The 21658-nt window shown below is 64.0% G+C and carries 29 protein-coding genes; 27 read left to right on the top strand and 2 right to left on the bottom strand.

The window, feature by feature from the left end; all coding sequences use genetic code 11:
• The 25 genes from TVC13_RS15790 to map all read left to right on the top strand — a co-directional run.
• The coding region (locus TVC13_RS15790) for a hypothetical protein (protein WP_422402107.1) at window positions 1-4656 on the top strand (4656 nt) is incomplete at its 5' end.
• Between the two features lie 60 nt (window positions 4657-4716).
• The gene (locus tag TVC13_RS15785; RefSeq protein ID WP_422402106.1) at window positions 4717-4845 is read left to right on the top strand and encodes a hypothetical protein; all 129 of its coding nucleotides are present in this window, start codon (window positions 4717-4719) and stop codon (window positions 4843-4845) included.
• A 507-nt stretch (window positions 4846-5352) separates the two neighbouring features.
• A complete protein-coding gene (gene rpsJ / locus TVC13_RS15780; RefSeq protein WP_003803825.1) occupies window positions 5353-5661 on the top strand; it encodes a 30S ribosomal protein S10 in 309 nt (102 codons plus the stop codon).
• 16 nt (window positions 5662-5677) lie between these two features.
• Window positions 5678-6334 carry a 50S ribosomal protein L3 gene (gene rplC / locus TVC13_RS15775; RefSeq protein WP_055239346.1) on the top strand — a complete coding sequence of 219 codons (657 nt, stop codon included), beginning with the start codon at window positions 5678-5680 and terminating at the stop codon, window positions 6332-6334.
• 4 nt (window positions 6335-6338) lie between these two features.
• Window positions 6339-6953 (top strand): 50S ribosomal protein L4, encoded by a 615-nt coding sequence (gene rplD, locus TVC13_RS15770; RefSeq protein WP_152226477.1) that lies wholly within the window; start codon window positions 6339-6341, stop codon window positions 6951-6953.
• Window positions 6950-7255: a 50S ribosomal protein L23 gene (gene rplW / locus TVC13_RS15765; protein WP_055239348.1), complete on the top strand. Its 306-nt coding sequence runs from the start codon at window positions 6950-6952 to the stop codon at window positions 7253-7255. Before rplD ends, rplW begins: the two co-directional genes overlap by 4 nt.
• A gap of 30 nt (window positions 7256-7285) precedes the next feature.
• Window positions 7286-8125 (top strand): 50S ribosomal protein L2, encoded by an 840-nt coding sequence (gene rplB / locus TVC13_RS15760; RefSeq protein WP_055239349.1) that lies wholly within the window; start codon window positions 7286-7288, stop codon window positions 8123-8125.
• Between the two features lie 12 nt (window positions 8126-8137).
• Window positions 8138-8419, top strand: coding sequence for a 30S ribosomal protein S19 (gene rpsS, locus TVC13_RS15755; protein ID WP_055239350.1), 282 nt, complete (start codon window positions 8138-8140; stop codon window positions 8417-8419).
• 38 nt (window positions 8420-8457) lie between these two features.
• The gene (rplV, locus tag TVC13_RS15750) at window positions 8458-8823 is read left to right on the top strand and encodes a 50S ribosomal protein L22 (RefSeq protein ID WP_055239351.1); all 366 of its coding nucleotides are present in this window, start codon (window positions 8458-8460) and stop codon (window positions 8821-8823) included.
• Window positions 8824-9651 (top strand): 30S ribosomal protein S3, encoded by an 828-nt coding sequence (gene rpsC / locus TVC13_RS15745; RefSeq protein WP_055239352.1) that lies wholly within the window; start codon window positions 8824-8826, stop codon window positions 9649-9651. It abuts the gene before it with no gap.
• Window positions 9652-10068 (top strand): 50S ribosomal protein L16, encoded by a 417-nt coding sequence (gene rplP, locus TVC13_RS15740; protein ID WP_055239353.1) that lies wholly within the window; start codon window positions 9652-9654, stop codon window positions 10066-10068.
• 2 nt (window positions 10069-10070) lie between these two features.
• Window positions 10071-10391, top strand: a complete 321-nt coding sequence (rpmC, locus tag TVC13_RS15735) for a 50S ribosomal protein L29 (RefSeq protein ID WP_055239354.1) — start codon at window positions 10071-10073, stop codon at window positions 10389-10391.
• Window positions 10388-10693, top strand: coding sequence for a 30S ribosomal protein S17 (gene rpsQ, locus TVC13_RS15730; protein WP_055239355.1), 306 nt, complete (start codon window positions 10388-10390; stop codon window positions 10691-10693). The genes rpmC and rpsQ overlap by 4 nt, the downstream gene beginning before the upstream one ends.
• A gap of 391 nt (window positions 10694-11084) precedes the next feature.
• Window positions 11085-11453: a 50S ribosomal protein L14 gene (rplN, locus tag TVC13_RS15725; RefSeq protein WP_055239356.1), complete on the top strand. Its 369-nt coding sequence runs from the start codon at window positions 11085-11087 to the stop codon at window positions 11451-11453.
• A 3-nt stretch (window positions 11454-11456) separates the two neighbouring features.
• Complete coding sequence (gene rplX / locus TVC13_RS15720; protein ID WP_055239357.1) at window positions 11457-11816, top strand: 50S ribosomal protein L24; 360 nt, start codon at window positions 11457-11459, stop codon at window positions 11814-11816.
• Window positions 11816-12385 carry a 50S ribosomal protein L5 gene (rplE, locus tag TVC13_RS15715; protein WP_055239358.1) on the top strand — a complete coding sequence of 190 codons (570 nt, stop codon included), beginning with the start codon at window positions 11816-11818 and terminating at the stop codon, window positions 12383-12385. Before rplX ends, rplE begins: the two co-directional genes overlap by 1 nt.
• Window positions 12386-12471: 86 nt before the next feature.
• Window positions 12472-12870 (top strand): 30S ribosomal protein S8, encoded by a 399-nt coding sequence (gene rpsH / locus TVC13_RS15710; protein WP_055239359.1) that lies wholly within the window; start codon window positions 12472-12474, stop codon window positions 12868-12870.
• An 18-nt stretch (window positions 12871-12888) separates the two neighbouring features.
• The gene (gene rplF / locus TVC13_RS15705; RefSeq protein WP_194782757.1) at window positions 12889-13425 is read left to right on the top strand and encodes a 50S ribosomal protein L6; all 537 of its coding nucleotides are present in this window, start codon (window positions 12889-12891) and stop codon (window positions 13423-13425) included.
• Between the two features lie 2 nt (window positions 13426-13427).
• A complete protein-coding gene (rplR, locus tag TVC13_RS15700) occupies window positions 13428-13811 on the top strand; it encodes a 50S ribosomal protein L18 (protein WP_227894286.1) in 384 nt (127 codons plus the stop codon).
• 29 nt (window positions 13812-13840) lie between these two features.
• Window positions 13841-14515 carry a 30S ribosomal protein S5 gene (rpsE, locus tag TVC13_RS15695; protein WP_176697540.1) on the top strand — a complete coding sequence of 225 codons (675 nt, stop codon included), beginning with the start codon at window positions 13841-13843 and terminating at the stop codon, window positions 14513-14515.
• Window positions 14515-14727: a 50S ribosomal protein L30 gene (gene rpmD, locus TVC13_RS15690; protein ID WP_152227310.1), complete on the top strand. Its 213-nt coding sequence runs from the start codon at window positions 14515-14517 to the stop codon at window positions 14725-14727. Before rpsE ends, rpmD begins: the two co-directional genes overlap by 1 nt.
• A gap of 1 nt (window position 14728) precedes the next feature.
• Window positions 14729-15184, top strand: a complete 456-nt coding sequence (rplO, locus tag TVC13_RS15685; RefSeq protein ID WP_055239363.1) for a 50S ribosomal protein L15 — start codon at window positions 14729-14731, stop codon at window positions 15182-15184.
• Between the two features lie 251 nt (window positions 15185-15435).
• Window positions 15436-16749 (top strand): preprotein translocase subunit SecY, encoded by a 1314-nt coding sequence (gene secY, locus TVC13_RS15680; protein ID WP_422402105.1) that lies wholly within the window; start codon window positions 15436-15438, stop codon window positions 16747-16749.
• Window positions 16746-17318: an adenylate kinase gene (locus TVC13_RS15675; RefSeq protein WP_422402104.1), complete on the top strand. Its 573-nt coding sequence runs from the start codon at window positions 16746-16748 to the stop codon at window positions 17316-17318. The genes secY and TVC13_RS15675 overlap by 4 nt, the downstream gene beginning before the upstream one ends.
• Before the next feature lie 20 nt (window positions 17319-17338).
• Complete coding sequence (gene map / locus TVC13_RS15670; RefSeq protein ID WP_422402103.1) at window positions 17339-18160, top strand: type I methionyl aminopeptidase; 822 nt, start codon at window positions 17339-17341, stop codon at window positions 18158-18160.
• A gap of 17 nt (window positions 18161-18177) precedes the next feature.
• On the opposite strand, the gene TVC13_RS15665 is transcribed toward map, so the two are convergent.
• Entirely contained in the window at window positions 18178-19020 is an 843-nt protein-coding gene (locus tag TVC13_RS15665) for a cytochrome c oxidase assembly protein (protein ID WP_422402102.1), read from the bottom strand.
• A complete protein-coding gene (locus tag TVC13_RS15660) occupies window positions 19020-19496 on the bottom strand; it encodes a DUF2243 domain-containing protein (protein ID WP_422402101.1) in 477 nt (158 codons plus the stop codon). The genes TVC13_RS15665 and TVC13_RS15660 overlap by 1 nt, the downstream gene beginning before the upstream one ends.
• A gap of 262 nt (window positions 19497-19758) precedes the next feature.
• On the opposite strand from TVC13_RS15660, the gene TVC13_RS15655 reads away from it, so the two are divergent.
• Both TVC13_RS15655 and TVC13_RS15650 read left to right on the top strand, forming a co-directional pair.
• Entirely contained in the window at window positions 19759-20757 is a 999-nt protein-coding gene (locus TVC13_RS15655; protein ID WP_422402100.1) for a carbohydrate ABC transporter permease, read from the top strand.
• Window positions 20754-21629, top strand: coding sequence for a carbohydrate ABC transporter permease (locus TVC13_RS15650; protein ID WP_422402099.1), 876 nt, complete (start codon window positions 20754-20756; stop codon window positions 21627-21629). The genes TVC13_RS15655 and TVC13_RS15650 overlap by 4 nt, the downstream gene beginning before the upstream one ends.
• Window positions 21630-21658 lie beyond the last annotated feature (29 nt).

Here is a 21658-nt window from a genome sequence, read left to right as displayed (position 1 = left end):
GTCCCCGCCCCCGGCATCGGGCGCCCCGGAAACGCGGCGCTGACCGATCTGCGGACGGGAGACCGCGCGCCCGTACCCCCTGCCCACGCTCCCCGGCCCAAGGCGGAACTTGCCGAAGAGAAGCGACGCCGGGACCTTCGCAATATCAACATCACTCTCTATGCCGGAAGCCTCCTGCTGGTAGCGGCCGCAGCGCTGTTCATCGGTATTTCGATTCCTGAACAGGCTCGGTTTGCCGGCGTCGCTGTCCTGGCAGCACTCTTCTACGCGTCCGGTCTGGTGGTCCATTCCCGGAAAAAGAGCCTCCGGCCGGCGGCGGTAGCCTTCACCGGGACCGGTCTGGCACTGATCCCCGTGGTGGGCCTGGCGTTCTACAACCTGATCCTCCCGGATCCCGTCCTCGCCTGGCTGGCCACTTCGCTGGCCGGAACGGCTGCGTTCGCCTACGCGGCCGCGCGCCTTGAGAGCCGGGTCGTGACTTACCTGGCGCTGACGTTCCTGCTCTCCACGGCTTTGGCTTCCGGCGCAGCACTCCGCTCGGGCATCGTGTGGTATTTCATCTGCACCGTCCTGCTGGCCACCCTGGTTTCCCTGGCCGCCGTTCGCCGTCCCGGCTGGCTGCGGAACATCTACCTCGATGCTTTCGTTGCCTCGCACCGGTTCCTGGTGCCGGCTACTGCTGCAGCTGCACTCCTGACCTCCCCGGATCTCGGCTCCGGCCCTCTCGCGGTCCTGTTCCTGGTCTTCGCCGCCTATTACGGCGTGATGCTCTGGCAGGGACCGGGGAACCAGGCGCTCCTGCACAGCTACGGACTGCGGGTCTCTGCAGCCGCCGGGCTCGTGATCCTCACCTTCCGGGCGACGGACAGCTTGCCCGCAACGCTCCTGGCAGCTGTCCTCGTGACTGGTGGGCAGGCGCCTATGCTGTTTCCCCTCCGGGGACGCTACCTGCGCGCAGCCCACCGGGCAGACCTTCCCGGAGCGGTGCGGACAGGTGAGCCCGGCGCCGATGGGGTTGGCGACCGTTCGGAGCCGCGCGGCGCGCGAATGTACCGGGCTGACCTGCTGGGCAGCCTGGTGCTCCAGTTTGCGGCCGGCGTGGCAGCAGCAGTGACCTACGCACTGAATGCGCAGAATGGCACAGGGGACGCCCTGATCTTCGCCGGAACCGCTGCGGCGGTCCAATTGGCTTTCTGCACGGTTGCGTGGCGGCTTTCAAAGCGCGCCGAGTTCCTGGCCCCAGCCGGGGTGATCCTGCCAGCGTCAGCGTGCCTGCTCACGGGTGCCGCCGAACTGTGGCCGGTGCTGCTGAACCTCGGTCTCCTGACCGGATACCTTGTCCTCCGGGCAGCCCGTGCCCAAGGGGCAGGACGTGCAGCGTTTGTACTCGCAGCGCGGGCCTGCGCCGCCGCACTGCTGCCGCTGTCCGTCTATGTGGCGCTGCAGGACCGGGTGCCGGAGACGGCCGTCGCCTGGACCCTTGCCGCGGCCTTCCTGGCGTCGGCGGCCAGCCAGGCCTGGTCAGTGCTGGCCGCAGCCGGCGGACGGCAGGAGCTTTTCCCACGGATAGTTCCCGCCGTGTCAGCCGGAGCAGCGCTGGTGTTCGCAGCGGCGCTTCGCTTCGAGGACTTTCCCACCACGGCCCTGGCGCTGGCAGCATTGTGGACCGTTGTGCTGCTGAACGCCGTGTACTCCGCGCTGCCCCTGCGCCGGGGGCGGGAAATGGCGGGGGTCTACGCGCCCGCCGGGTTTCTTACTGCCGGTGTGTTTGGCGCCGGCCTGCTGGGAGTGCGGGGATACGAGCTGCTCTGCGCTGCTGCCCTGGCTTATTGCGTGCTCCAATCCTTCAAACCGGCACTGGCCAGGCTGCGCAGCTGGTACTTTGCGGCAGGACAGGTTCTGCTGACGGTATTGGCAGGGCTGATCGCCCAGGACCTTGACCTGGGACCGCATGGTGTCTTTGTGGTGGTTGCAGCGGTCCTCGCCCTGCAGCATGCGGTACGTACCGTGCTTGGCGCCCGGCTGCAGCGCTACGGGCCGGTGCAGGCACTGGGCTGGGGAAACCTGCTGGCGCTGGCCGCCGCGGCGCCGGCCTACTACTTGATGCTTTCAACGGAAGCTGAGGCCCGGACGGGCTGCGTCCTCCTTCTGATCGCCGCCGGGGGTGCAGTGCTCACTCAGCTTGCTTCAGCGCTGCGCCGGGGCGGAGCTGACCGCTTTCGCGCAGAACCCGCCGCAGCCGCAGCCCTCGTCCTTCTGCTCTCTGCCGGTGTGCGTGCGGCTGAAGCAGAGCCAGCCGGCTTGGCGCTCGCTGTGCTGTGGGTGGCGTTCACAGCCAACCTGCTTACTGCCGCCCTGCACCGGCACAGCGGTCTCGCTTTCCTTGCGCCCGGCGGGTTCGCGGCCGCCCTGCTGCTCGGCGTTTCAGTCCTGGGCATGCGCGGCTATGAGCTGTTGTTCGCTGCGGGGCTCGCCTACTGCGCTGCGCTGGTCCTGGACCGGACCGGCGCGCTCCGGGGTATCTACCTGGCAGGTGTGCAGGGTCTTGGCGCTGTGCTGGCCGCCCTGCTGGCCGCGGACATGTCCGGGGGATCCACGGCCGTCTTCTTCGCGGCCCTTGGCATCACGCTCGCGGCAGGGCAGATCCTGCGGACCCTCCTTCACAACCGCGTACAGGTCCTCGGAGCAGCCGAGCCCCTGCGGTGGGGAGGACTGGCGGTCCTCGCCCTGCTGCCGGCCGCGTACCTGCAGCTCGGCGGCCGAACAGAACCGGTGGTACTGCTCATTGCGGTGCTCAGTGCTGCGGGCGCATTCGCCGCTACCGAGCTGGATGCAGCGCTGAGGACCTTCAGGAAGGCACCCCTGCCCAACGCCGCCGAACTGATCCTGGCCACTGCGGCCGCAGCCCTGCTTGCCGTACCCGCCATCCGGCTGATTGACGGTCCGAACGACGGGTGGGCACTTGGCCTGCTTTGGCTTGGACTTGGGGTGAACACTGCAGCGTCACTGCTGCTCGGTCCGGGCCGCTGGGAGGTACTGACAGCAGGAGGATTCGCCGGCGCCGCGCTCGCCGGAACAGGGCTCCTGGGTTTGCGGGGTTACGAACTCCTGGTCCTGGCCGCCCTGGCCTGCGCACTGTTCCTGTCCCGGATCCGGCACGCCCGCCGGGGGCCGTACCTGCTCGCTGCGCAGCTGCTCATGACTGTGCTGGCGGTGCTGGTGTCGGCAGATGCCGGAGCGGGCAGCCACGGCGTCCTTGCGGCCGGAGCGGCAGCCTGCGCTGCAGCCCAGCTGGTGCGGACCTTCCTGGAACCGCGGAAGGCAGACGAATGGGCGCGGACAGCCCTGTGGACGAGTATGGGAATCCTGGTGTCCGCACCGGCGCTGTATGCGGTGCTGGCCGGCGGCAACGTCCACCGGGACGTCACTGCACTGCTGCTGCTTCTGCTCCTGGGCGTCAGTACCGCGGGGTACGCCCGCAGCACCCACGCTCCTGTCCTTTACCCGGGGCTGTACGCCCTGGGGGCGCTGCCGCTGGTACTTTCGGATGCTCTGCGGTTAGGGTCCGGCGGTGTACTGTCCAACGCTCCTCTGACGGCGGTGGCTGCCGGACTGATCATCGCCGCCCTGGCGGCAGCGGCACTCACCGGGGAGGCCCGTGCGGGGGACGCTTCATTCAGGAACGCCATGCTAGGTGCCGGTGTGGCCTATTCCGCAGCCGTACTGCCGGCTGCCGCGGCTGCCGGCGGAAACCTGCTGCTGGCAGCCCTGGCTCCCGCCCTGCTTGGCGCCGCGGCGCTGAGTGCTTCCTACACCAGGGGCAACGCCTGGCTGGCGGCCGGGACACCACCCCTGCTGCTGGCCGCAGCGCTGCTGGCGGCCGCCGGATTTGAACAGAATGTCCTCTCCCGGCCGTTCGCTCCGGGCTACGGCCTGCTCTGGCCAGTGTGGGGTACGGCGCTGGCTCTCCAGGCCATGCGGCTCCTGATCTCCCTCGGCGGGAATGCATCCTCCCTGCGCCTGAGGATTCCCGGTGCGGGGTCCTCGCTGGTTCTCCTGGTCGGGGCGGTGCCTGCGATGGCCGAATACAACGGCTCTGCCGTAGCAGGCTCGCTTACCCTGCTGGCTGCGCTCGCCCTGGCAGCCTGTGAGGCCCCGCGGTCAGTTCGGGAGACGGCAGTGGAGGCAGCCTGCCTGCCCGCGGCGCTGGCGATTGAACGGATTGCGTGGTTTGTGTTCGGCGGTGCCGATGTGTTCTGGTCCGTGCAGTACTGGTCGGTGGTGCTCGCCGGGCTCGCAGCGTGGGAATACCTGCGCCGGCGCGAGGGCCGCGGCACAATCCTGCTGGGGGCATCAGCGGTGATCCTCTCCGCGGGCGGGCTGGGAACCGTAGTCTACGGAGGCACGGGGGAGCAGCTGTGGGCACTGGTGGCCCACGCCGGGCTTCTGGCCTTTGGCCTGCTGGCCAGCCGGAAGCTGTTCACCATCTGGGGCGCTTCGGGAGTGGCGCTCGCGGTGCTGTGGTACCTGCGCGGCTACACCTTCCTGCTGCTGGCACTGCTGGCGGCAGGTCTCATCGCACTGGCTGTCTGGCGTCTGACACGGGTGCGGACCGCCCCCGAGCAGGAAGCCGAAGACATCCTGGAGAATCGCTGACACCGAGCCCGGATTGGGCCGGGCCTGACAGGGCACAGCGTGCTCCGATAGGCTCGGTGGATGGAACTCCTCATCTTTTTGGTCGTCGCGGCAGCGGTTGTAGGCGGGCTGGCCTGGGGGCGCCGGCACTTCTCGCACGAGATTGACCGGGCCAAGCGCATCCGCCGGGCCAACCGGAACGAACCGTAGGGCTGCGCACCAGCCCGGCCCGGATTTCAGCACGGAAGAGTGCTGGGCTAGACTGGGAGGAAATGACGCGCCACGAGTCGGGCAATTCCGGCTTGAGGCGAATCCATATGCTAGAAGCCGGGAGCCGCGGCGGGACGCTGATTCGCGTTCTGCGCGCACTTCTGGCAGACTAGAGAAGTTGTTCAAGCGCTTTTGTGTCCACACGCGCTTAAGCAGGCCGTGAAAACGGCACTGTGTGCGTGTTGAGATTGCGTCCCGGTCAGGATAATGCCTGTCGCAGGGTCGGATCCTTCAGGAGAAAAGCCCATATATAACCCGCCCCCATTCTTGAACGGGTGTTGCCAGTTTCGAATCTGCGACACGCCCGAGCGCGGGGGTCGGAGCCTCGGCAGGTTGAGGAACCCGGAGCTTCCGGATTCAGCTTGTTGGAGGAGCGCCGGGGCCGACATGGCCGCCAGGGGCAAAAACTGTACAGAGAGCAATACTCGAAGAAAGAGGCACGACGCCATGGCGGGACAAAAAATCCGCATCCGGCTGAAGTCGTATGACCACGAGGTCATCGACGTATCAGCACGGAAGATCGTTGAGACGGTCACGCGTGCAGGCGCAACGGTAGTAGGCCCCGTGCCGCTGCCCACGGAAAAGAACGTGTACTGCGTTATCCGTTCGCCGCACAAGTACAAGGACAGCCGCGAGCACTTTGAAATGCGCACGCACAAGCGTCTGATCGACATCATTGACCCCACGCCTAAGGCCGTTGACTCGCTGATGCGTCTTGACCTGCCTGCAGACGTGAACATCGAAATCAAGCTGTAGGGGGGAGCAGATACTTATGTCTTCTTCACTTACCCGCCAGGTTAAGGGCCTCCTGGGCACCAAGCTGGGCATGACCCAGGTCTGGGACGAGAACAACAAGCTCATCCCGGTCACCGTGGTCCAGGCTGATTCCAACGTCATCACCCAGCTGCGCAATGCGGAGAAGGACGGCTACACCGCCGTTCAGATCGGCTACGGCCAGATCGATCCCCGCAAGGTCACCAAGCCGCTGGCCGGCCACTTCGAGAAGGCCGGCGTCACGCCGCGCCGTCACGTTGTTGAGCTGCGCACCGCTGACGCTGACACCTACGAGCTCGGCCAGGAACTCTCCGTTGAGATGTTCGAAGCCGGCCAGAAGGTCGACGTCGTCGGTACCTCCAAGGGCAAGGGCTTCGCCGGTGTTATGAAGCGTCACGGCTTCCACGGCGTCGGCGCTTCCCACGGTGCCCACAAGAACCACCGCAAGCCCGGCTCCATCGGTGGCGCATCCACCCCCGGCCGCGTCTTCAAGGGTCTCCGGATGGCCGGCCGCATGGGCGCCGTCCGCCACACCACGATGAACCTCACCGTCCACGCTGTGGATACCGAGAAGTCGCTGCTGCTGATCAAGGGTGCCGTTCCCGGCGCCCGCGGCCAGGTCGTCCTCGTACGCACCGCCGTGAAGGGAGCTTAGTCTCATGGCTAACAAAGCAACTGTTGAATTCCCCGCAGCAATCTTCGACGTTCAGACGAACGTTCCGCTGCTGCACCAGGTAGTTGTGGCTCAGCTTGCTGCTGCCCGCCAGGGTACGCACAAGACGAAGACCCGCGCCGAGGTTTCCGGTGCAGGCCGCAAGCCGTTCAAGCAGAAGGGCACCGGCCGCGCCCGTCAGGGTTCCATCCGTGCTCCTCACATGACCGGTGGCGGCGTTGTCCACGGACCGACGCCCCGCGACTACAGCCAGCGCACCCCCAAGAAGATGATTGCCGCCGCACTTCGCGGGGCTCTCTCTGACCGGGCACGCAACGGCCGCATCCACGTGCTGGAAACCCTGGTAGCCGGCGAGACGCCGTCCACCAAGGCTGCACGCGAAGCGCTGCGTTCACTTACCGACCGCAAGAACATGCTCGTTGTCATCGAGCGCGCCAACGATGTTGCTGCACTCTCCGTGCGCAACCTCACCGATGTTCACGTGATCTACGTAGATCAGCTGAACACCTACGACGTGCTCGTTGCTGACGACGTGGTCTTCACCCAGGCCGCCTACGACGAGTTCGTCGGCAAGAACACTGTCAAGGAGGACGCCAAGTGAGCGCGACCACCGCAAAGGACCCTCGCGACGTGGTGCTTGCACCCGTCGTCTCGGAAAAGAGCTACGGCCTGATCGACGAAGGTAAGTACACCTTCCTGGTCGACCCCCGCTCGAACAAGACCGAGATCAAGCTGGCCGTGGAGAAGATTTTCTCCGTCAAGGTCGACTCGATCAACACCATCAACCGTGCCGGTAAGCGCAAGCGCACCAAATTCGGATGGGGACAGCGCAAGAGCACCAAGCGTGCGATTGTCACCCTGAAGGAAGGCACAATCGACATCTTCGGCGGTCCGCTCAGCTAGGGCGGAGACCACTTTAACGAGGAATAAATAATGGGAATCCGTAAATACAAGCCGACTACCCCGGGCCGCCGCGGCTCGAGCGTAGCCGACTTCACCGAAATCACGCGGTCGACGCCGGAAAAGTCGCTGGTACGTCCGCTGCCCAAAAAGGGCGGCCGTAACAACACCGGCAAGATCACGACCAGGCACAAGGGTGGCGGACACAAGCGCCAGTACCGCCTGATCGACTTCCGCCGGCACGACAAGGACGGCGTCAACGCTCGCGTTGCCGAGATCGAATACGATCCGAACCGCACCGCCCGCATTGCGCTGCTGCACTACGTTGATGGCACCAAGCGTTACATCATTGCGCCGAACAAGCTCAAGCAGGGCGACTTCGTCGAGGCCGGCGCCGGGGCTGACATCAAGCCCGGCAACAACCTGCCGCTGCGCAACATCCCCGTGGGTACCGTTATCCACGCCGTTGAACTGCGCCCGGGCGGCGGTGCCAAGATGGCCCGCTCCGCCGGCGCATCGGTTCAGCTGGTTGCAAAGGAAGGCCGCTTCGCCCAGCTGCGTCTGCCTTCCGGCGAAATCCGCAACGTCGACGTCCGCTGCCGCGCCACCATTGGCGAGGTCGGCAACGCCGAGCAGTCCAACATCAACTGGGGCAAGGCCGGCCGTATGCGCTGGAAGGGCGTTCGCCCGACCGTCCGCGGTGTCGCCATGAACCCGGTTGACCACCCGCATGGTGGTGGCGAAGGCAAGACCAGTGGTGGACGCCACCCGGTCAACCCGAACGGTAAGCCCGAGGGCCGTACCCGCCGCCCCAACAAAGAGAGCGACAAGCTTATTGTGCGTCGCCGTCGTTCCGGCAAGAACAAGCGATAGGAGCCTGGAAACATGCCACGCAGCCTGAAGAAAGGCCCCTTCGTCGACCAGCACCTCTTCCTTAAGGTGCAGGCCGAAAACGAGAAGGGCACCAAGAACGTCATCAAGACGTGGTCCCGCCGCTCGATGATCATCCCCGACATGCTCGGGCACACGATCGCCGTGCACGACGGACGCAAGCACATTCCGGTGTTTGTCACCGAGTCGATGGTCGGGCACAAGCTCGGCGAATTCGCTCTGACGCGTACATTCCGCGGCCATGTGAAGGACGACCGCAAGGGCAAGCGCCGCTAGGCGCTGCTCTTTCGGCAGAAGACGAGAGAAGGAAAGCAATGGAAGCCAAGGCAATTGCGCGTCATATCCGCGTAACGCCTATGAAGGCCCGGCGCGTCGTCAACCTTGTTCGTGGCAAGCAAGCGAATGAGGCATTGGCAATTCTGAAGTTTGCCCCCCAGGCAGCTTCGGAGCCGGTATTCAAGGTAGTTCAGTCGGCAATGGCCAACGCACGTGTCCTCGCGGACCGTGACGGCGTGGCCTTCGACGAAGGTGACCTCTACATCAGCGAAGCATTCGTTGATGAAGGACCCACCATGAAGCGGTTCCAGCCGCGGGCCCAGGGCCGCGCCTACCGCATCAACAAGCGGACCAGCCACGTCACCGTGGTTGTCGCAACCCCCGAGAACGAGGAGGACCGTTAAGTGGGACAGAAGGTAAACCCGCACGGGTTCCGACTCGGCATCACCACTGACCACGTTTCGCACTGGTTTGCTGACAGCAACAAGCCGGGCCAGCGTTACAAGGACTTCGTCCGCGAGGACATCAAGATCCGTCAGCTGATGTCCACCGGCATGGACCGCGCCGGCATCGCCAAGGTTGAGATCGAGCGCACCCGCGACCGTGTCCGTGTGGATATCCACACCGCACGTCCGGGTATCGTGATCGGCCGCCGCGGCGCCGAAGCAGACCGCATCCGCGGCGAGCTCGAAAAGCTCACCGGCAAGCAGGTCCAGCTGAACATCCTCGAGGTCAAGAACCCCGAGATGGAAGCACAGCTGGTTGCCCAGGGTGTTGCAGAGCAGCTCTCTTCCCGCGTGGCTTTCCGCCGTGCGATGAAGAAGGCAATCCAGTCCGCACAGCGTGCAGGCGCAAAGGGTATCCGTATCCAGTGCTCCGGCCGCCTGGGCGGCGCTGAAATGAGCCGCTCGGAGTTCTACCGCGAAGGCCGTGTGCCCCTGCACACCCTGCGCGCGAACATCGACTACGGCTTCTTCGAAGCCAAGACCACCTTCGGCCGCATTGGTGTGAAGGTTTGGATCTACAAGGGCGACGTCACTTCCAAGGAACTGGCTGCACAGCAGGCTGCTGCACCGTCCCGCGGACGTTCCAACGACCGTCCGGGCCGCGGCCCGGCGGACCGTGGGGACCGTCGTCGTCGTAACGACCGCGGCGACAAGGCCGCCGCGCCTGCTGCAGAGGCTCCGGCCGCTGAGGCAGCTGCCCCCGCAGCAGAAGGAGGACAGGCTTAAATGCTTATCCCACGTCGAGTCAAGTACCGCAAGCAGCACCACCCGGGTCGTTCCGGCGCTGCAACCGGTGGCACCGCTGTCAGCTTCGGTGAATGGGGTATCCAGGCTCTCACGCCTGCATACGTGACCAACCGCCAGATTGAAGCTGCACGTATTGCCATGACGCGCCACATCAAGCGCGGCGGCAAGGTCTGGATCAACATTTACCCGGACCGTCCGCTGACGAAGAAGCCGGCCGAAACCCGCATGGGTTCCGGTAAGGGTTCGCCGGAGTGGTGGGTTGCAAACGTCAAGCCGGGGCGGGTTCTGTTCGAACTCTCCGGTGTTTCCGAAGAGGTAGCTCGCGAGGCACTGCGCCTGGCGATCCATAAGCTGCCGTTGAAGGCACGCATTGTGCGTCGCGAGGGTGGTGAATAGCAATGGCTATCGGTTCAAAGGAACTTGCAACTGATCAGCTGGACGGGTTCGACAACGAGCGTCTCGTTGAAGAACTGCGCAAGGCTAAGGAGGAGCTGTTCAACCTCCGCTTCCAGTCCGCCACCGGGCAGCTGGAGAACAACGGACGGCTCCGCGCCGTAAAGCGCGACATCGCCCGCATCTACACGGTGCTGCGTGAGCGTGAACTGGGAATTCGTCCCGAGGCAGTTGCTCCCGTCGAGGAAGCAGCCCCCGAGAAGAAGAAGTCCAAGAAGAAGGCTGCGGAGTCCGAAGCTGCGGTTGCCGAGGATGATGCCAAATGAGCGAAAACAAGAATGAGGCAGCAGTGACAACTGACGCAAACGGAGCCGATGCCCGCGGGTACCGGAAGACCGCTCGCGGCTACGTGGTCTCCGACAAGATGGACAAGACCATCGTCGTCGAGGTCGAAGACCGCGTGAAGCACGCACTGTACGGCAAGGTTCTTCGCCGCACCGAGAAGCGCAAGGCACATGACGAGCAGAACGCTGCCGGCATCGGTGACCTCGTGCTGATCGCCGAGACCCGGCCGCTGTCCGCTACCAAGCGGTGGCGCCTGGTCGAGATCATCGAAAAGGCCAAGTAGCCAAACGCCGTAAGGCAACAAAGCTGCAAAGCACATAACAGGCCGGAGCGTGTGCCGGGGGAGCGGCTGAAAAGCAGCTCCTTCGGCACACAGGCGCCGTCCACAGCGTCAGGGCCCCGGCGGCGGAATCGTACGATTTCGTTTCCGGGGCCCTTTCGCGGTAAACTTGAAATCTTGTCTGTGTGGTGCGGAAGCATGTCCTCTTTCGGATCCCCTTCCTCACCGCCGAATAAGACAAAAGCCCGATAATCTTGTTCAGCATGGTGCTGCGGCTTGCGCTGCAGAGCGGCCCGTAGGGGCCGGTGCTGAGTACCAGTATTACGGGGTCCACCCATATCCGTTCCGCAAGGCTCAGGAACACTGAGAACCGGCGCGACGACAGGAGTAATAAGTGATTCAGCAGGAGTCGCGACTGAAGGTCGCCGACAACACGGGTGCCAAGGAAATCTTGACCATCCGCGTTCTCGGTGGATCCGGCCGTCGCTACGCAGGCATTGGCGACACCATTGTTGCCACCGTCAAGGATGCAATTCCCGGCGGCAACGTCAAGAAGGGCGATGTGGTCAAGGCCGTCATCGTCCGTACCAAGAAGGAACGCCGCCGCCAGGACGGTTCCTACATCAAGTTCGATGAGAACGCTGCAGTGATCTTGAAGAATGACGGTGACCCCCGCGGTACCCGTATCTTCGGCCCGGTCGGCCGCGAACTTCGCGACAAGAAGTTCATGAAGATCATTTCGCTGGCTCCGGAGGTGCTGTAGATCATGGCAAAGATCAAGAAGGGTGACCTGGTTCAGGTCATCACCGGTGCCAAGGCTGAGCGCGGCGGAGACCGCGGCAAGCAGGGCAAGGTTCTGAAGGTTTTCCCGGAGACCAACCGCGTGCTCGTTGAGGGCATCAACCGCGTCACCAAGCACACCAAGGTAGGCCAGTCCTCCCGTGGTTCCAAGACCGGAGGCATCGAGGTTGTTGAGGCCCCGATCCACGTTTCCAACGTGGCCGTCGTGGATCCCGAGACGAAGAAGCCCACCCGTGTTGGCTACCGCACCGAAATCGTCGAAAAAGACGGCCGGACCCGCACCGTGCGCATCCGCGTCGCCAAGGGCTCTGGGAAGGACCTCTAATGACTGAGACTGTCACCAAGATCGTTCCCCGTCTGAAGACCCGCTACGCAGCGGAAATCAAGCAGACTCTGCAGGACGAATTCAACTACGCAAACGTCAACCAGGTTCCGCGCCTCGTCAAGGTCGTTGTGAACATGGGTGTTGGAGACGCCGCCAAGGACTCCAAGCTCATTGACGGTGCTGTACGCGACCTGACGGCCATCACCGGCCAGAAGCCGCAGATCACCAAGGCACGCAAGTCGATCGCACAGTTCAAGCTGCGCGAAGGCATGCCGATCGGTGCGCACGCTACGCTGCGCGGCGACCGCATGTGGGAATTCGTGGACCGCCTGGTCACCCTGGCGCTCCCGCGTATCCGCGACTTCCGCGGCCTGAGCGGCAAGCAGTTCGACGGCAACGGCAACTACACGTTCGGTCTGACCGAGCAGTCGATGTTCCACGAAATCGATCAGGACAAGATCGACCGCGTACGCGGCATGGACATCACCGTGGTTACCACCGCCAAGACCGATGACGAGGGACGCGCGCTGCTGAAGGCGCTCGGCTTCCCGTTCAAATCCGAAGATTAATTACTACGTAAAAGGTCTGTTGCTTAACGCAGGGCACGCCCCGCGCCGAGCAGCAGAAACCGTTACGAGGGAGGGCTAGAGCCCACATGACAATGACAGATCCTGTCGCAGACATGCTCACGCGTCTGCGCAATGCAAACTCGGCATACCACGACACCGTGTCCATGCCGTACAGCAAGCTGAAGGCACGCGTTGCCGACATCCTGAAGGCCGAAGGCTACATCGCCGGCTGGAAGGAAGAAGAGGCACAGGTTGGCAAGACGCTGACCCTGGACCTCAAGTTCGGTCCGAACCGCGAGCGTTCCATCGCCGGCGTCCGCCGTATCTCCAAGCCGGGCCTGCGTGTATACGCAAAGTCCACCAACCTGCCGCGCGTTCTTGGTGGGCTGGGTATCGCCATCCTGTCGACGTCGTCAGGTCTGCTGACCGACCGCCAGGCCGCCAAGAAGGGTGTGGGTGGGGAAGTCCTCGCCTACGTCTGGTAGCAGGGAAGGGAAAGAATAATGTCACGTATTGGACGTCTGCCCATCTCTGTCCCCGCCGGTGTCGAGATTGCCATTGATGGCAACACCGTCACGGTCAAGGGTTCCAAGGGCGAGCTGAGCCACGTTGTGCCCAGCCCGATCTCGGTTTCCATGGACGAGAACACCATCACCGTCGCCCGCCCCAATGACGAGCGCGAATCCCGTTCCCTCCACGGCCTGACCCGCACCCTGATCTCCAACATGATCACCGGTGTGACCGAAGGCTACAAGAAGGACCTGGAAATCGTTGGCACCGGTTACCGTGTGCAGGCCAAGGGCTCGGACCTCGAGTTCGCCCTGGGCTACAGCCACCCGGTATCCGTGAAGGCTCCGGAGGGCATCACGCTCACCGTTACGGGCCCGACCAAGCTCACTGTTTCCGGCATTGACAAGCAGCAGGTCGGCGAGGTTTCCGCCAACATCCGCAAGCTGCGCAAGCCTGACCCCTACAAGGGCAAGGGCATTCGTTACGCCGGCGAGATTGTCCGCCGCAAGGTCGGAAAGGCTGGTAAGTAATCATGGCCATCAGCATCAATAAGAAGCGCAATTCCAAGAGCAAGTCCGCTTCCCGGAGCCGCCGTCAGCTGCGGATCCGCAAGCGCATTGCCGGCACCGCGGCCCGCCCGCGTCTGGTCGTCAACCGCTCTTCGCGCCACGTATTCGTCCAGGTTGTCGATGACAGCCGCGGCGTAACCGTTGCATCCGCGTCCACCATGGAAGCAGACCTGCGTTCCATGGAGGGCGACAAGACTGCCAAGTCCAAGCGCGTCGGTGAGCTCGTTGCCGAACGTGCCAAGGCTGCCGGCGTCGAAGCCGTGGTGTTTGACCGCGGCGGCAACCGCTACCACGGCCGCATTGCGGCTGTCGCAGACGGCGCACGCGAAGGTGGGCTGGCACTGTGACCGAGGCAAACAAGGAAAAGGAAAATCAGGTGACTGAAGCTACATCTGCTGAGGCAACTGAGACCAAGGAAACCGCTGCCGCAGGCAACGACGACCGCCGCGGCGGCCGCCGGGGCGAGCAGCGCTCTGACCGTGGAGGCCGTGACCGCGGCGGACGCGGCGGACGCGACGGCGGACGCAATGATGACAAGGACAAGTTCATTGAACGCGTCGTGACCATCAACCGCGTCGCCAAGGTGGTCAAGGGTGGTCGTCGCTTCAGCTTCACCGCCCTGGTTGTTGTCGGTGACGGCAACGGCATGGTCGGCGTTGGCTACGGCAAGGCAAAGGAAGTTCCCTCGGCTATCGCCAAGGCAGTCGAGGAAGCGAAGAAGTCATTCTTCCGCGTTCCCCGCATTGCCGGCACCGTCCCGCACCTGGTGCAGGGCGAAGCAGCCGCAGGCGTCGTCCTGCTCCGTCCGGCTTCCCCGGGTACCGGCGTTATCGCCGGTGGTCCGGTCCGAGCCATCCTCGAGTGCGCCGGCATCCACGACGTGCTTTCCAAGTCGCTGGGTTCCTCCAACGCGATCAACATCGTGCACGCCACGGTTGACGCGCTGAAGCGCCTCGAAGAGCCGCAGGCTGTGGCTGCCCGCCGTGGCCTGCCGCTGGACGAAGTTGCTCCCGCAGCGATGATCCGCAACATGCAGAAGGCTGGTGCATGATGACTACTCCGAAGCGCGTTGCCGTCAGCTCGGCACAGCTGGAAATCACCCAGATTAAGTCCACCATCGGTGGTAAGCAGAATCAGCGCGACACGCTGCGTTCACTCGGCCTGAAGCACATCGGCGACACCGTCGTCCGCAGTGCAGACGCCGTGACCGTTGGCATGATCAACACGGTTCCGCACCTCGTGAAGGTTGAGGAGGCGAAGTAACATGGCCGAAGATAACAAAGCTCTGAAGGTCCACCACCTGCGTCCTGCTCCGGGTGCCAAGACGGCTAAAACCCGTGTTGGCCGCGGTGAAGGTTCCAAGGGTAAGACCGCTGGCCGCGGTACCAAGGGTACTGCCGCCCGCTACCAGGTCAAGGCCGGTTTCGCAGGCGGGCAGCTGCCGCTGCACATGCGTCTGCCGAAGCTGCGCGGCTTCAAGAACCCGTTCAAGGTCGAGTTCCAGGTTGTAAACCTGGACAAGATCTCTGAGCTGTTCCCCGAAGGAGGCGAGGTCACCGTTGAGGCCCTCGTTGCCAAGGGTGCCGTGCGCAAGAACCAGCCCGTCAAGGTGCTGGGCACCGGTGACATCACCGTCAAGGTTGATGTCAAGGCCGATGCATTCTCTGCAAGCGCCGCAGAAAAGATCGCTGCAGCAGGCGGATCGACCACGGCGCTCTAAGCACCGTGTTTATCTGCGCACACTTTCCACTGCCGGCCCCGGGTTTCCCCGGGTGCCGGCGGCGGGTTGTGCGCGTACCTGCATGCCACTAAGCTCCCGGAAGGCCGTTATTCGGCCAGTCGGGGGCTTGGTGCCTTTAACGCTCCCGCCGCTGCTATGTTCGATAACGCAACAGCGGCCCTGAGCGGATAGACTCAGGTTTTGTTCGAGTCCCGCCGGGACTCATTTCCACACTTTCTTCAGGAGGACGCTTGCTTAGCGCTATTGGCCGGGCTTTCCGGACGCCAGACCTGCGACGCAAGCTGTTGTTTACGCTGGGAATCATCACTATCTTCCGCATGGGTGCTTTTATCCCGGCCCCGGGTGTTGACTACGGCAATGTGCAGCAGTGCTTGGCTCTTGGTGCCACCTCTGGTGGTCTCTACGAGTTCGTAAACCTCTTCAGCGGCGGTGCCCTGCTGCAGGTCTCAGTCTTCGCCCTCGGCATCATGCCGTACATCACCGCCAGCATCATTGTGCAGCTGCTGCGCGTGGTGATCCCGCACTTCCAGGCCCTCTATGAGGAAGGCCAGCAGGGACAGTCCACGCTCACGCAGTACACCCGCTACCTGACCATCGCCCTGGGCCTGCTGAATGCAACCACCGTGGTCTCGCTGGCGCGTTCAGGCGCCCTGTTCAACAACCAGTGCTCCGTGCCGATCATCCCGGATGACAACATCATCACCATCCTGCTGCTGATCATCACCCTGACAGCCGGCACCGGGCTCATCATGTGGATGGGCGAACTGGTCACTGAGAAGGGCGTGGGCAACGGCATGTCCCTGCTCATCTTCACCTCGATCGTGGCCAGCTTCCCCAGCGCACTGGGCGCCATCCTGACGGCACAGGGCTGGACCATCTTCCTCGGTGTGATCGCGATCGGCATCGTCACGGTTGCCCTTGTCATCTTCGTGGAGCAGTCCCAGCGCCGCGTTCCGGTCCAGTACGCCAAGCGCATGGTCGGACGCCGCACGGTCGGCGGCACGAACACCTACATCCCCATCAAGGTCAACATGGCCGGCGTGATCCCCGTGATCTTCGCGTCCTCCATGCTGTACCTGCCGTCCCTGCTGGCCCAGTTCAACACGCCTACTGACGGTTCAGCGCCGCCGGAGTGGGTTGTCTGGATCAACAACTACCTGACCTCCGGGGACCACCCGCTGTATATGGCCGTGTACTTCCTGATGATCGTGTTCTTCACGTACTTCTATGTGTCGATCACCTTCAACCCGGAGGAAGTCTCGGAAAACATGAAGAAGTACGGCGGTTTCATTCCCGGCATCCGTGCCGGCCGCCCCACCGCCGAATACCTGCAGTACGTGCTCTCCCGCATTACCCTGCCCGGCGCCATGTATTTGGGCATTGTTGCCCTTATTCCGCTGATTGCCCTGGTGCTGGTCGGGGCAAACCAGAACTTCCCGTTCGGCGGAACCTCGATCCTCATCATGGTTGGTGTGGGACTCGAGACGGTCAAACAAATTGACGCACAGCTCCAGCAGCGTCACTACGAAGGGTTATTGCGATGACACGTCTGCTCATTATTGGGCCTCCCGGTGCCGGCAAGGGTACACAGGCAACACGTATCTCCGAACGCCTCGGTGTCACCGCCATTTCCACCGGAGACATCTTCCGCTCCAACGTGAAGAACCTGACGCCGCTCGGCATCGAAGCCAAGAAGTACATCGACGCCGGCAACTTCGTTCCGGATGAAGTCACCAACAACATGGTGCGCTCCCGTCTGCAGGAAGAGGACGTCCAGGACGGCTTCCTCCTCGACGGGTACCCGCGCACCACCGCGCAGGTCGAGGAGCTGGACGACATCCTCGCTGCCGGAGGCGACAGCCTTGACGCAGTGCTGCTGCTGACCGCCGACGACGAAGAGCTGGTGGCGCGCCTGCTCCGCCGTGCGGAGATCGAGGGCCGGACGGACGACAACGAGGAAGTCATCCGCCACCGCCTCGAGCTGTACAAGCAGCAGACCGCAGACGTCGTTGCCAGCTATGAAAAGCGCGGAATCGTTACCCGCGTTGACGGCCTGGGCGACATCGACGAAGTCACCGAGCGCGTTATGCAGGCACTCAAGCAGACCAGCTAGTTTAGATAGAAGGCGAGACGTTGGCCCAGCCGCGGATCCAGTACAAAACCAACGCGCAGATGCGCACCATGCGCGAGGCAGGCCTGGTGCTCATCAAAGCACTTGACGCGGCGGTCGCCGCTGCCCGCCCCGGCGTCACCACGGCAGAGATCGACAGGGTCTTCGCCGGTGTACTCGCCGAGGCGGGGGCGACGTCGAACTTCCTGGGGTACTACGATTTCCCTGCCACGATCTGCACCTCGGTGAACGAGGAAGTCGTCCACGGCATCCCGGGGAACAAGGTGCTGGCGGACGGGGATATCATCTCGATCGACGGCGGCGCCGTCGTGGACGGCTGGCACTCCGATTCGGCACGCACCGTGATCGTCGGCACGGCCGACCCGGAAGACCAGCGGCTCTCTGACGTCACCGAGAACGCCATGTGGCACGGCATTGCCGCCGCGGCCAAGGGAAGGTTCGTCGGAGACATCGGTGCCGCCATCGATGACTATGTCAGCTCCGTTCCGGGGAAGCCCCTGGGCATCCTGGAAGACTACGTTGGCCACGGCATCGGCTCGGAAATGCACCAGGCCCCGGATGTGCTGAACTACCGGACCAGCCACCGCGGCCCCAAGCTGAAGGCGGGTATGTGCCTGGCGATCGAACCCATGCTGGTGCGCGGCGGCATCGAGACCGTGACCCTGGAAGACGACTGGACCGTTGTGACCACCGACGGCGCCCGGTCCTGCCAGTGGGAACACTCTGTAGCTATCCATGAGAAGGGGATCTGGGTGCTTACGGCTCCCGACGGCGGTGCCTCGCGGCTCGCGCCGCTGGGCGTCACTCCGGTGCCCATTCCCTAACCGCTGAATTCTGCTGGTCAGTTTCCCGTTATCCTGAGCCGAAGGCCCGTTCCGCCCACCGCGGAACGGGCCTTTTGCCTGTCCGGTGCAGGGACAGCACCTGGGGAGGACGGGCCAGGCGCTGACCTGCGGTACCACTGCAGACAGAGAATCAGCATCACTGCAATCTCCACGGCCCCGCCCGCGTAGTACATCACCACGGCGCCGGACTCGGCGGCAGCTGCGGGAACCCCCGCCGGCGGATCCGCATAGAGGGACTTAGCCAGGATGTTGTGGGCCGCTGCGGTCGCCACCAGCACAGCGGCACGCAGCCGCAGGCCGGCCCGGTGCGGATTCGGGTCACGCCCAATCAGCGCCGCCGTCCAGAGGTATCCGGCGGCCACCAGGTGGAATGTCACCAGCCAGTGCACCGGCGGCAGCGTGGACATCGCCTCGAAAAGGGGAGTCCGGAACATCAGGAACATCCCGCCAACGTTCAGGACCGCGGCCGTCAGCGGGTGCGAAAGGAACCGGGCAGGGGTGCTCCGCAGGAGGCGCACCGTCCGGCGGGCCGGCATTTTGTCCATAACCCGCAGGGCCAGCGTGACCGGCCTGGACAGGACCAGCAGCAGCGGGGCCAGCATGCCTGCGGCCACATGGGAGAGCGCAAGCCAGGCAAAATCCGTGTGGGCCAGGGCAGGAAGCGGTCCCAGCACGGTCAGTAGTGCCAGGGCCAGACCCAGGAGAAACACCGCGGTCCGGTGCACCGGCCAGCCGGCGGCCCGGTCCGAGCGGGCGCCGGCCATGTAGGCTGCAGCAGCCGCCAGGGCCGGGACCAAAAACAGGACCTCGGCAGGAAACTCGCCGGCGGAATGGTGCATCAGCTTGGCGGTCCGCCCACAGCCGCCTCCCGGGTGCGGAGCAGCAGGAAGATCCCTGCGCCGAGCATGAGCAGGGCCGCGGCGTTCCAGGCCAGGTCGTAGGGCAGCAGCTCAACCTCGTAGCGGATCTGGTGCAGGTTCAGGAGCTTGTGCTGCACGGTTCCGTCGTAGAGCTGAAAGGCGCCGGCACCAAGCAGGACGGCGCCGCCCCAGCGTGCAGGGATCAGGATGGCCCGGCGGCGAAGGTCAGCGAACAGGAACAGGCCCGCGACTATCGCGAACCAGCCAAACGCGTGGAACAACCCGTCGGAGAACAGGCCAACGGAAGCGGTCGACTGGTCGTAGAAGTGATGCCACTGCAGCAGCTGGTGGAAGAGCACCTCGTCGATGAAGGCAGCGGTGCCGATTCCCACCAGGACTCCGGAGAGCACGTTCCTGCGGTGCGGCCTGGGTGCAGCTGTGCCGGAAGAACTCATGGCCGAGAGACTAGCAAACGGTTCCCGGCGGCGCATCCGGCGGCGAACGCGGAGAACACAGTTTCTGCAGGTCTCCGGCACACCGGAGACCTGCACTGAAGGGTCTCCGCGTCACAAAGTGAACGCCTGCTTAACGCCGGCTGAAAGCCCTTCCAACGCGTGCTGAAGTCTTTTTTGAACGCCCGCTTTTGGCCGTCTTGCCGGCGGCCGCAAACCTACGCTGAAGGCGTCAATCAGCTCCCGACGAAGGTTTGCACCTGTTATGTCATCCACCACTTTGTCCCCGCCGGGGCAGACCGGGACCACCGGCCAGGGAACCGGATCTGTTCCGGACAGCCGGCTTCCGGGCCGCAGCCGGACTTCGCACCGGCCTGCTGCCCGGCGCCGGAACAAAACCTCCAACTGGCTGCTGTTCGCTTTGCTGGCCGGACCGAACATCGCCCTGCTGCTGGTCTTCACGTACAAGCCGCTGCTGCAGTCCCTGTACTACTCCACACTCCAGTGGAACATCGGCTCGGCGGTTGCCCGGCCGGTGGGGCTGCGGAACTACACCGACTGGCTGAGTGCCTCCGGTACGCCGCAGGTCATTGGCGTCACTGTGGTTTTCACGCTGGCCACTGTGGGCGGAGGCATGGTCATTGGCCTCGCACTCGCCCTGCTCCTGAACAGCAGGCTAAAGCTCAGGGGAGCGGCGCGCACCATCATCGTGGCGCCTTATGTGCTCTCCGGCGTCGCCGTCGGCCTGCTGTGGCTCTTCGTTTTCGACCCGAACTTCGGCGTCACGTCCGCCCTTCTGCAGGCTGTGGGCCTGCCCTCGCCGGACTGGTACAACGATCCGGGCTACTCGCTGGCCATGGTCATCATCGTCTACCTCTGGAAAAACGTGGGCTACGTAGCCCTCATCTATCTGGCGGGCCTGCAGGCAATTCCCAGGGACCTGCTCGAGGCCGCGTCCCTGGACGGTGCAGGACGACTGAGGACCCTGCTGGGTATCACCCTTCCGCTGCTCGGGCCCACCACCTTCTTCCTCTCGGTGACAACGCTGCTCAGCTCCCTTCAGTCCTTTGACATCATCCAGGCGATGACCAGGGGCGGCCCGCTGGAAGGCACCACCACCATGATGTACCAGATCTACCAGCAGGGGTTCGTGGCCGGAACCGCCGGATACTCATCCGCCATCGCCACGATCCTGTTCCTGGTGCTCCTGGCCATCACCCTCCTGCAGCTGAAATTCGTTGAACGGAAGGTGCACTACTCGTGAGCACCGTACTGACCCCCGCCCCGCCTGCCAGCGCCCAGCCGGGCCCCGGCACACGGCGGAAGATCTCCGCGGGCGGCTACACAGCCATGGCCGCCGCAGTGGCCGTGATGATCCTGCCGCTGGTCTGGATGATGCTGGCCAGCTTCAAGGAACCGGATGAGATCTATACGGTTCCGATCCAGTGGCTGCCTGCCGGCTTGGACCTGTCCAACTACGCAGCTGCCCTGGAACGTGTGCCCTTCGGCTCCTTCTTTGCCAATTCACTGCTCGTGACGGTCATTGGAGCCGGCCTGAAGATCTTCCTGGGCTTGACCACCGCGTATGCGCTGGTGTTCGTGGACGTGCCGTTCAAGAAGGTGTTCTTCGCCGTCGTGATTTTCGCCCTGCTTATTCCGCAGCAGATCGTGATCATTCCGAACTACACACTGGTGGCCGAACTCGGCTGGCTGAACACCTACCAGGGCATCATCCTGCCCGGACTGGCCAGTGCCTTCGGCACCTTCCTGTTCCGCCAGCACTTCCTGTCACTGCCGCCCTCGGTCCTGGAAGCTGCAGTGCTCGACGGCGCCGGCCACTTCCGCAGGCTGTTCCAGTTTGTGGTTCCCATGTCCGCGCCGACGATCGCCGCCGTCGCTCTGGTCTCAGTGGTCAACGAATGGAACGAATACCTCTGGCCCCTGCTGGTGGTGGACCGCGCCGAGATGATGACGCTGCCGGTGGGGCTCACCCTCCTGCAGAACAACGACGGCGTCACCAACTGGGGCGTGCTGATGGCCGGAACGGTACTGGTCACCGTGCCCGTCCTGGCCCTGTTCTTTGTCCTCCAGCGCCGGATCGTCTCCGGTCTGACTGCAGGCGCCGTAACCGGCTGATCCCGTCCCACCCACCCCCACCAACACCC

Source organism: Arthrobacter sp. 3Tela_A (assembly GCF_049311025.1).
Taxonomy (GTDB): domain Bacteria; phylum Actinomycetota; class Actinomycetes; order Actinomycetales; family Micrococcaceae; genus Arthrobacter_B.
The sequence above is the reverse complement of the archived record's forward strand: the minus strand, read 5'-3'. Positions and strand labels throughout refer to the sequence as shown.

What these genes read in the sequence shown, in the direction of transcription:
- TVC13_RS15785 (WP_422402106.1), top strand. Translation starts at nt 4,717, where the DNA reads ATGGAACTCCTCATCTTTTTGGTCGTCGCGGCAGCGGTTGTAGGCGGG.
- rpsJ (WP_003803825.1), top strand. Translation starts at nt 5,353, where the DNA reads ATGGCGGGACAAAAAATCCGCATCCGGCTGAAGTCGTATGACCACGAG.
- rplC (WP_055239346.1), top strand. Translation starts at nt 5,678, where the DNA reads ATGTCTTCTTCACTTACCCGCCAGGTTAAGGGCCTCCTGGGCACCAAG.
- rplD (WP_152226477.1), top strand. Translation starts at nt 6,339, where the DNA reads ATGGCTAACAAAGCAACTGTTGAATTCCCCGCAGCAATCTTCGACGTT.
- rplB (WP_055239349.1), top strand. Translation starts at nt 7,286, where the DNA reads ATGGGAATCCGTAAATACAAGCCGACTACCCCGGGCCGCCGCGGCTCG.
- rpsS (WP_055239350.1), top strand. Translation starts at nt 8,138, where the DNA reads ATGCCACGCAGCCTGAAGAAAGGCCCCTTCGTCGACCAGCACCTCTTC.
- rplV (WP_055239351.1), top strand. Translation starts at nt 8,458, where the DNA reads ATGGAAGCCAAGGCAATTGCGCGTCATATCCGCGTAACGCCTATGAAG.
- rplP (WP_055239353.1), top strand. Translation starts at nt 9,652, where the DNA reads ATGCTTATCCCACGTCGAGTCAAGTACCGCAAGCAGCACCACCCGGGT.
- rpmC (WP_055239354.1), top strand. Translation starts at nt 10,071, where the DNA reads ATGGCTATCGGTTCAAAGGAACTTGCAACTGATCAGCTGGACGGGTTC.
- rpsQ (WP_055239355.1), top strand. Translation starts at nt 10,388, where the DNA reads ATGAGCGAAAACAAGAATGAGGCAGCAGTGACAACTGACGCAAACGGA.
- rplX (WP_055239357.1), top strand. Translation starts at nt 11,457, where the DNA reads ATGGCAAAGATCAAGAAGGGTGACCTGGTTCAGGTCATCACCGGTGCC.
- rplE (WP_055239358.1), top strand. Translation starts at nt 11,816, where the DNA reads ATGACTGAGACTGTCACCAAGATCGTTCCCCGTCTGAAGACCCGCTAC.
- rpsH (WP_055239359.1), top strand. Translation starts at nt 12,472, where the DNA reads ATGACAATGACAGATCCTGTCGCAGACATGCTCACGCGTCTGCGCAAT.
- rplF (WP_194782757.1), top strand. Translation starts at nt 12,889, where the DNA reads ATGTCACGTATTGGACGTCTGCCCATCTCTGTCCCCGCCGGTGTCGAG.
- rplR (WP_227894286.1), top strand. Translation starts at nt 13,428, where the DNA reads ATGGCCATCAGCATCAATAAGAAGCGCAATTCCAAGAGCAAGTCCGCT.
- rpmD (WP_152227310.1), top strand. Translation starts at nt 14,515, where the DNA reads ATGACTACTCCGAAGCGCGTTGCCGTCAGCTCGGCACAGCTGGAAATC.
- rplO (WP_055239363.1), top strand. Translation starts at nt 14,729, where the DNA reads ATGGCCGAAGATAACAAAGCTCTGAAGGTCCACCACCTGCGTCCTGCT.
- TVC13_RS15675 (WP_422402104.1), top strand. Translation starts at nt 16,746, where the DNA reads ATGACACGTCTGCTCATTATTGGGCCTCCCGGTGCCGGCAAGGGTACA.
- TVC13_RS15665 (WP_422402102.1), bottom strand. Translation starts at nt 19,020, where the DNA reads ATGCACCATTCCGCCGGCGAGTTTCCTGCCGAGGTCCTGTTTTTGGTC.
- TVC13_RS15660 (WP_422402101.1), bottom strand. Translation starts at nt 19,496, where the DNA reads ATGAGTTCTTCCGGCACAGCTGCACCCAGGCCGCACCGCAGGAACGTG.
- TVC13_RS15655 (WP_422402100.1), top strand. Translation starts at nt 19,759, where the DNA reads ATGTCATCCACCACTTTGTCCCCGCCGGGGCAGACCGGGACCACCGGC.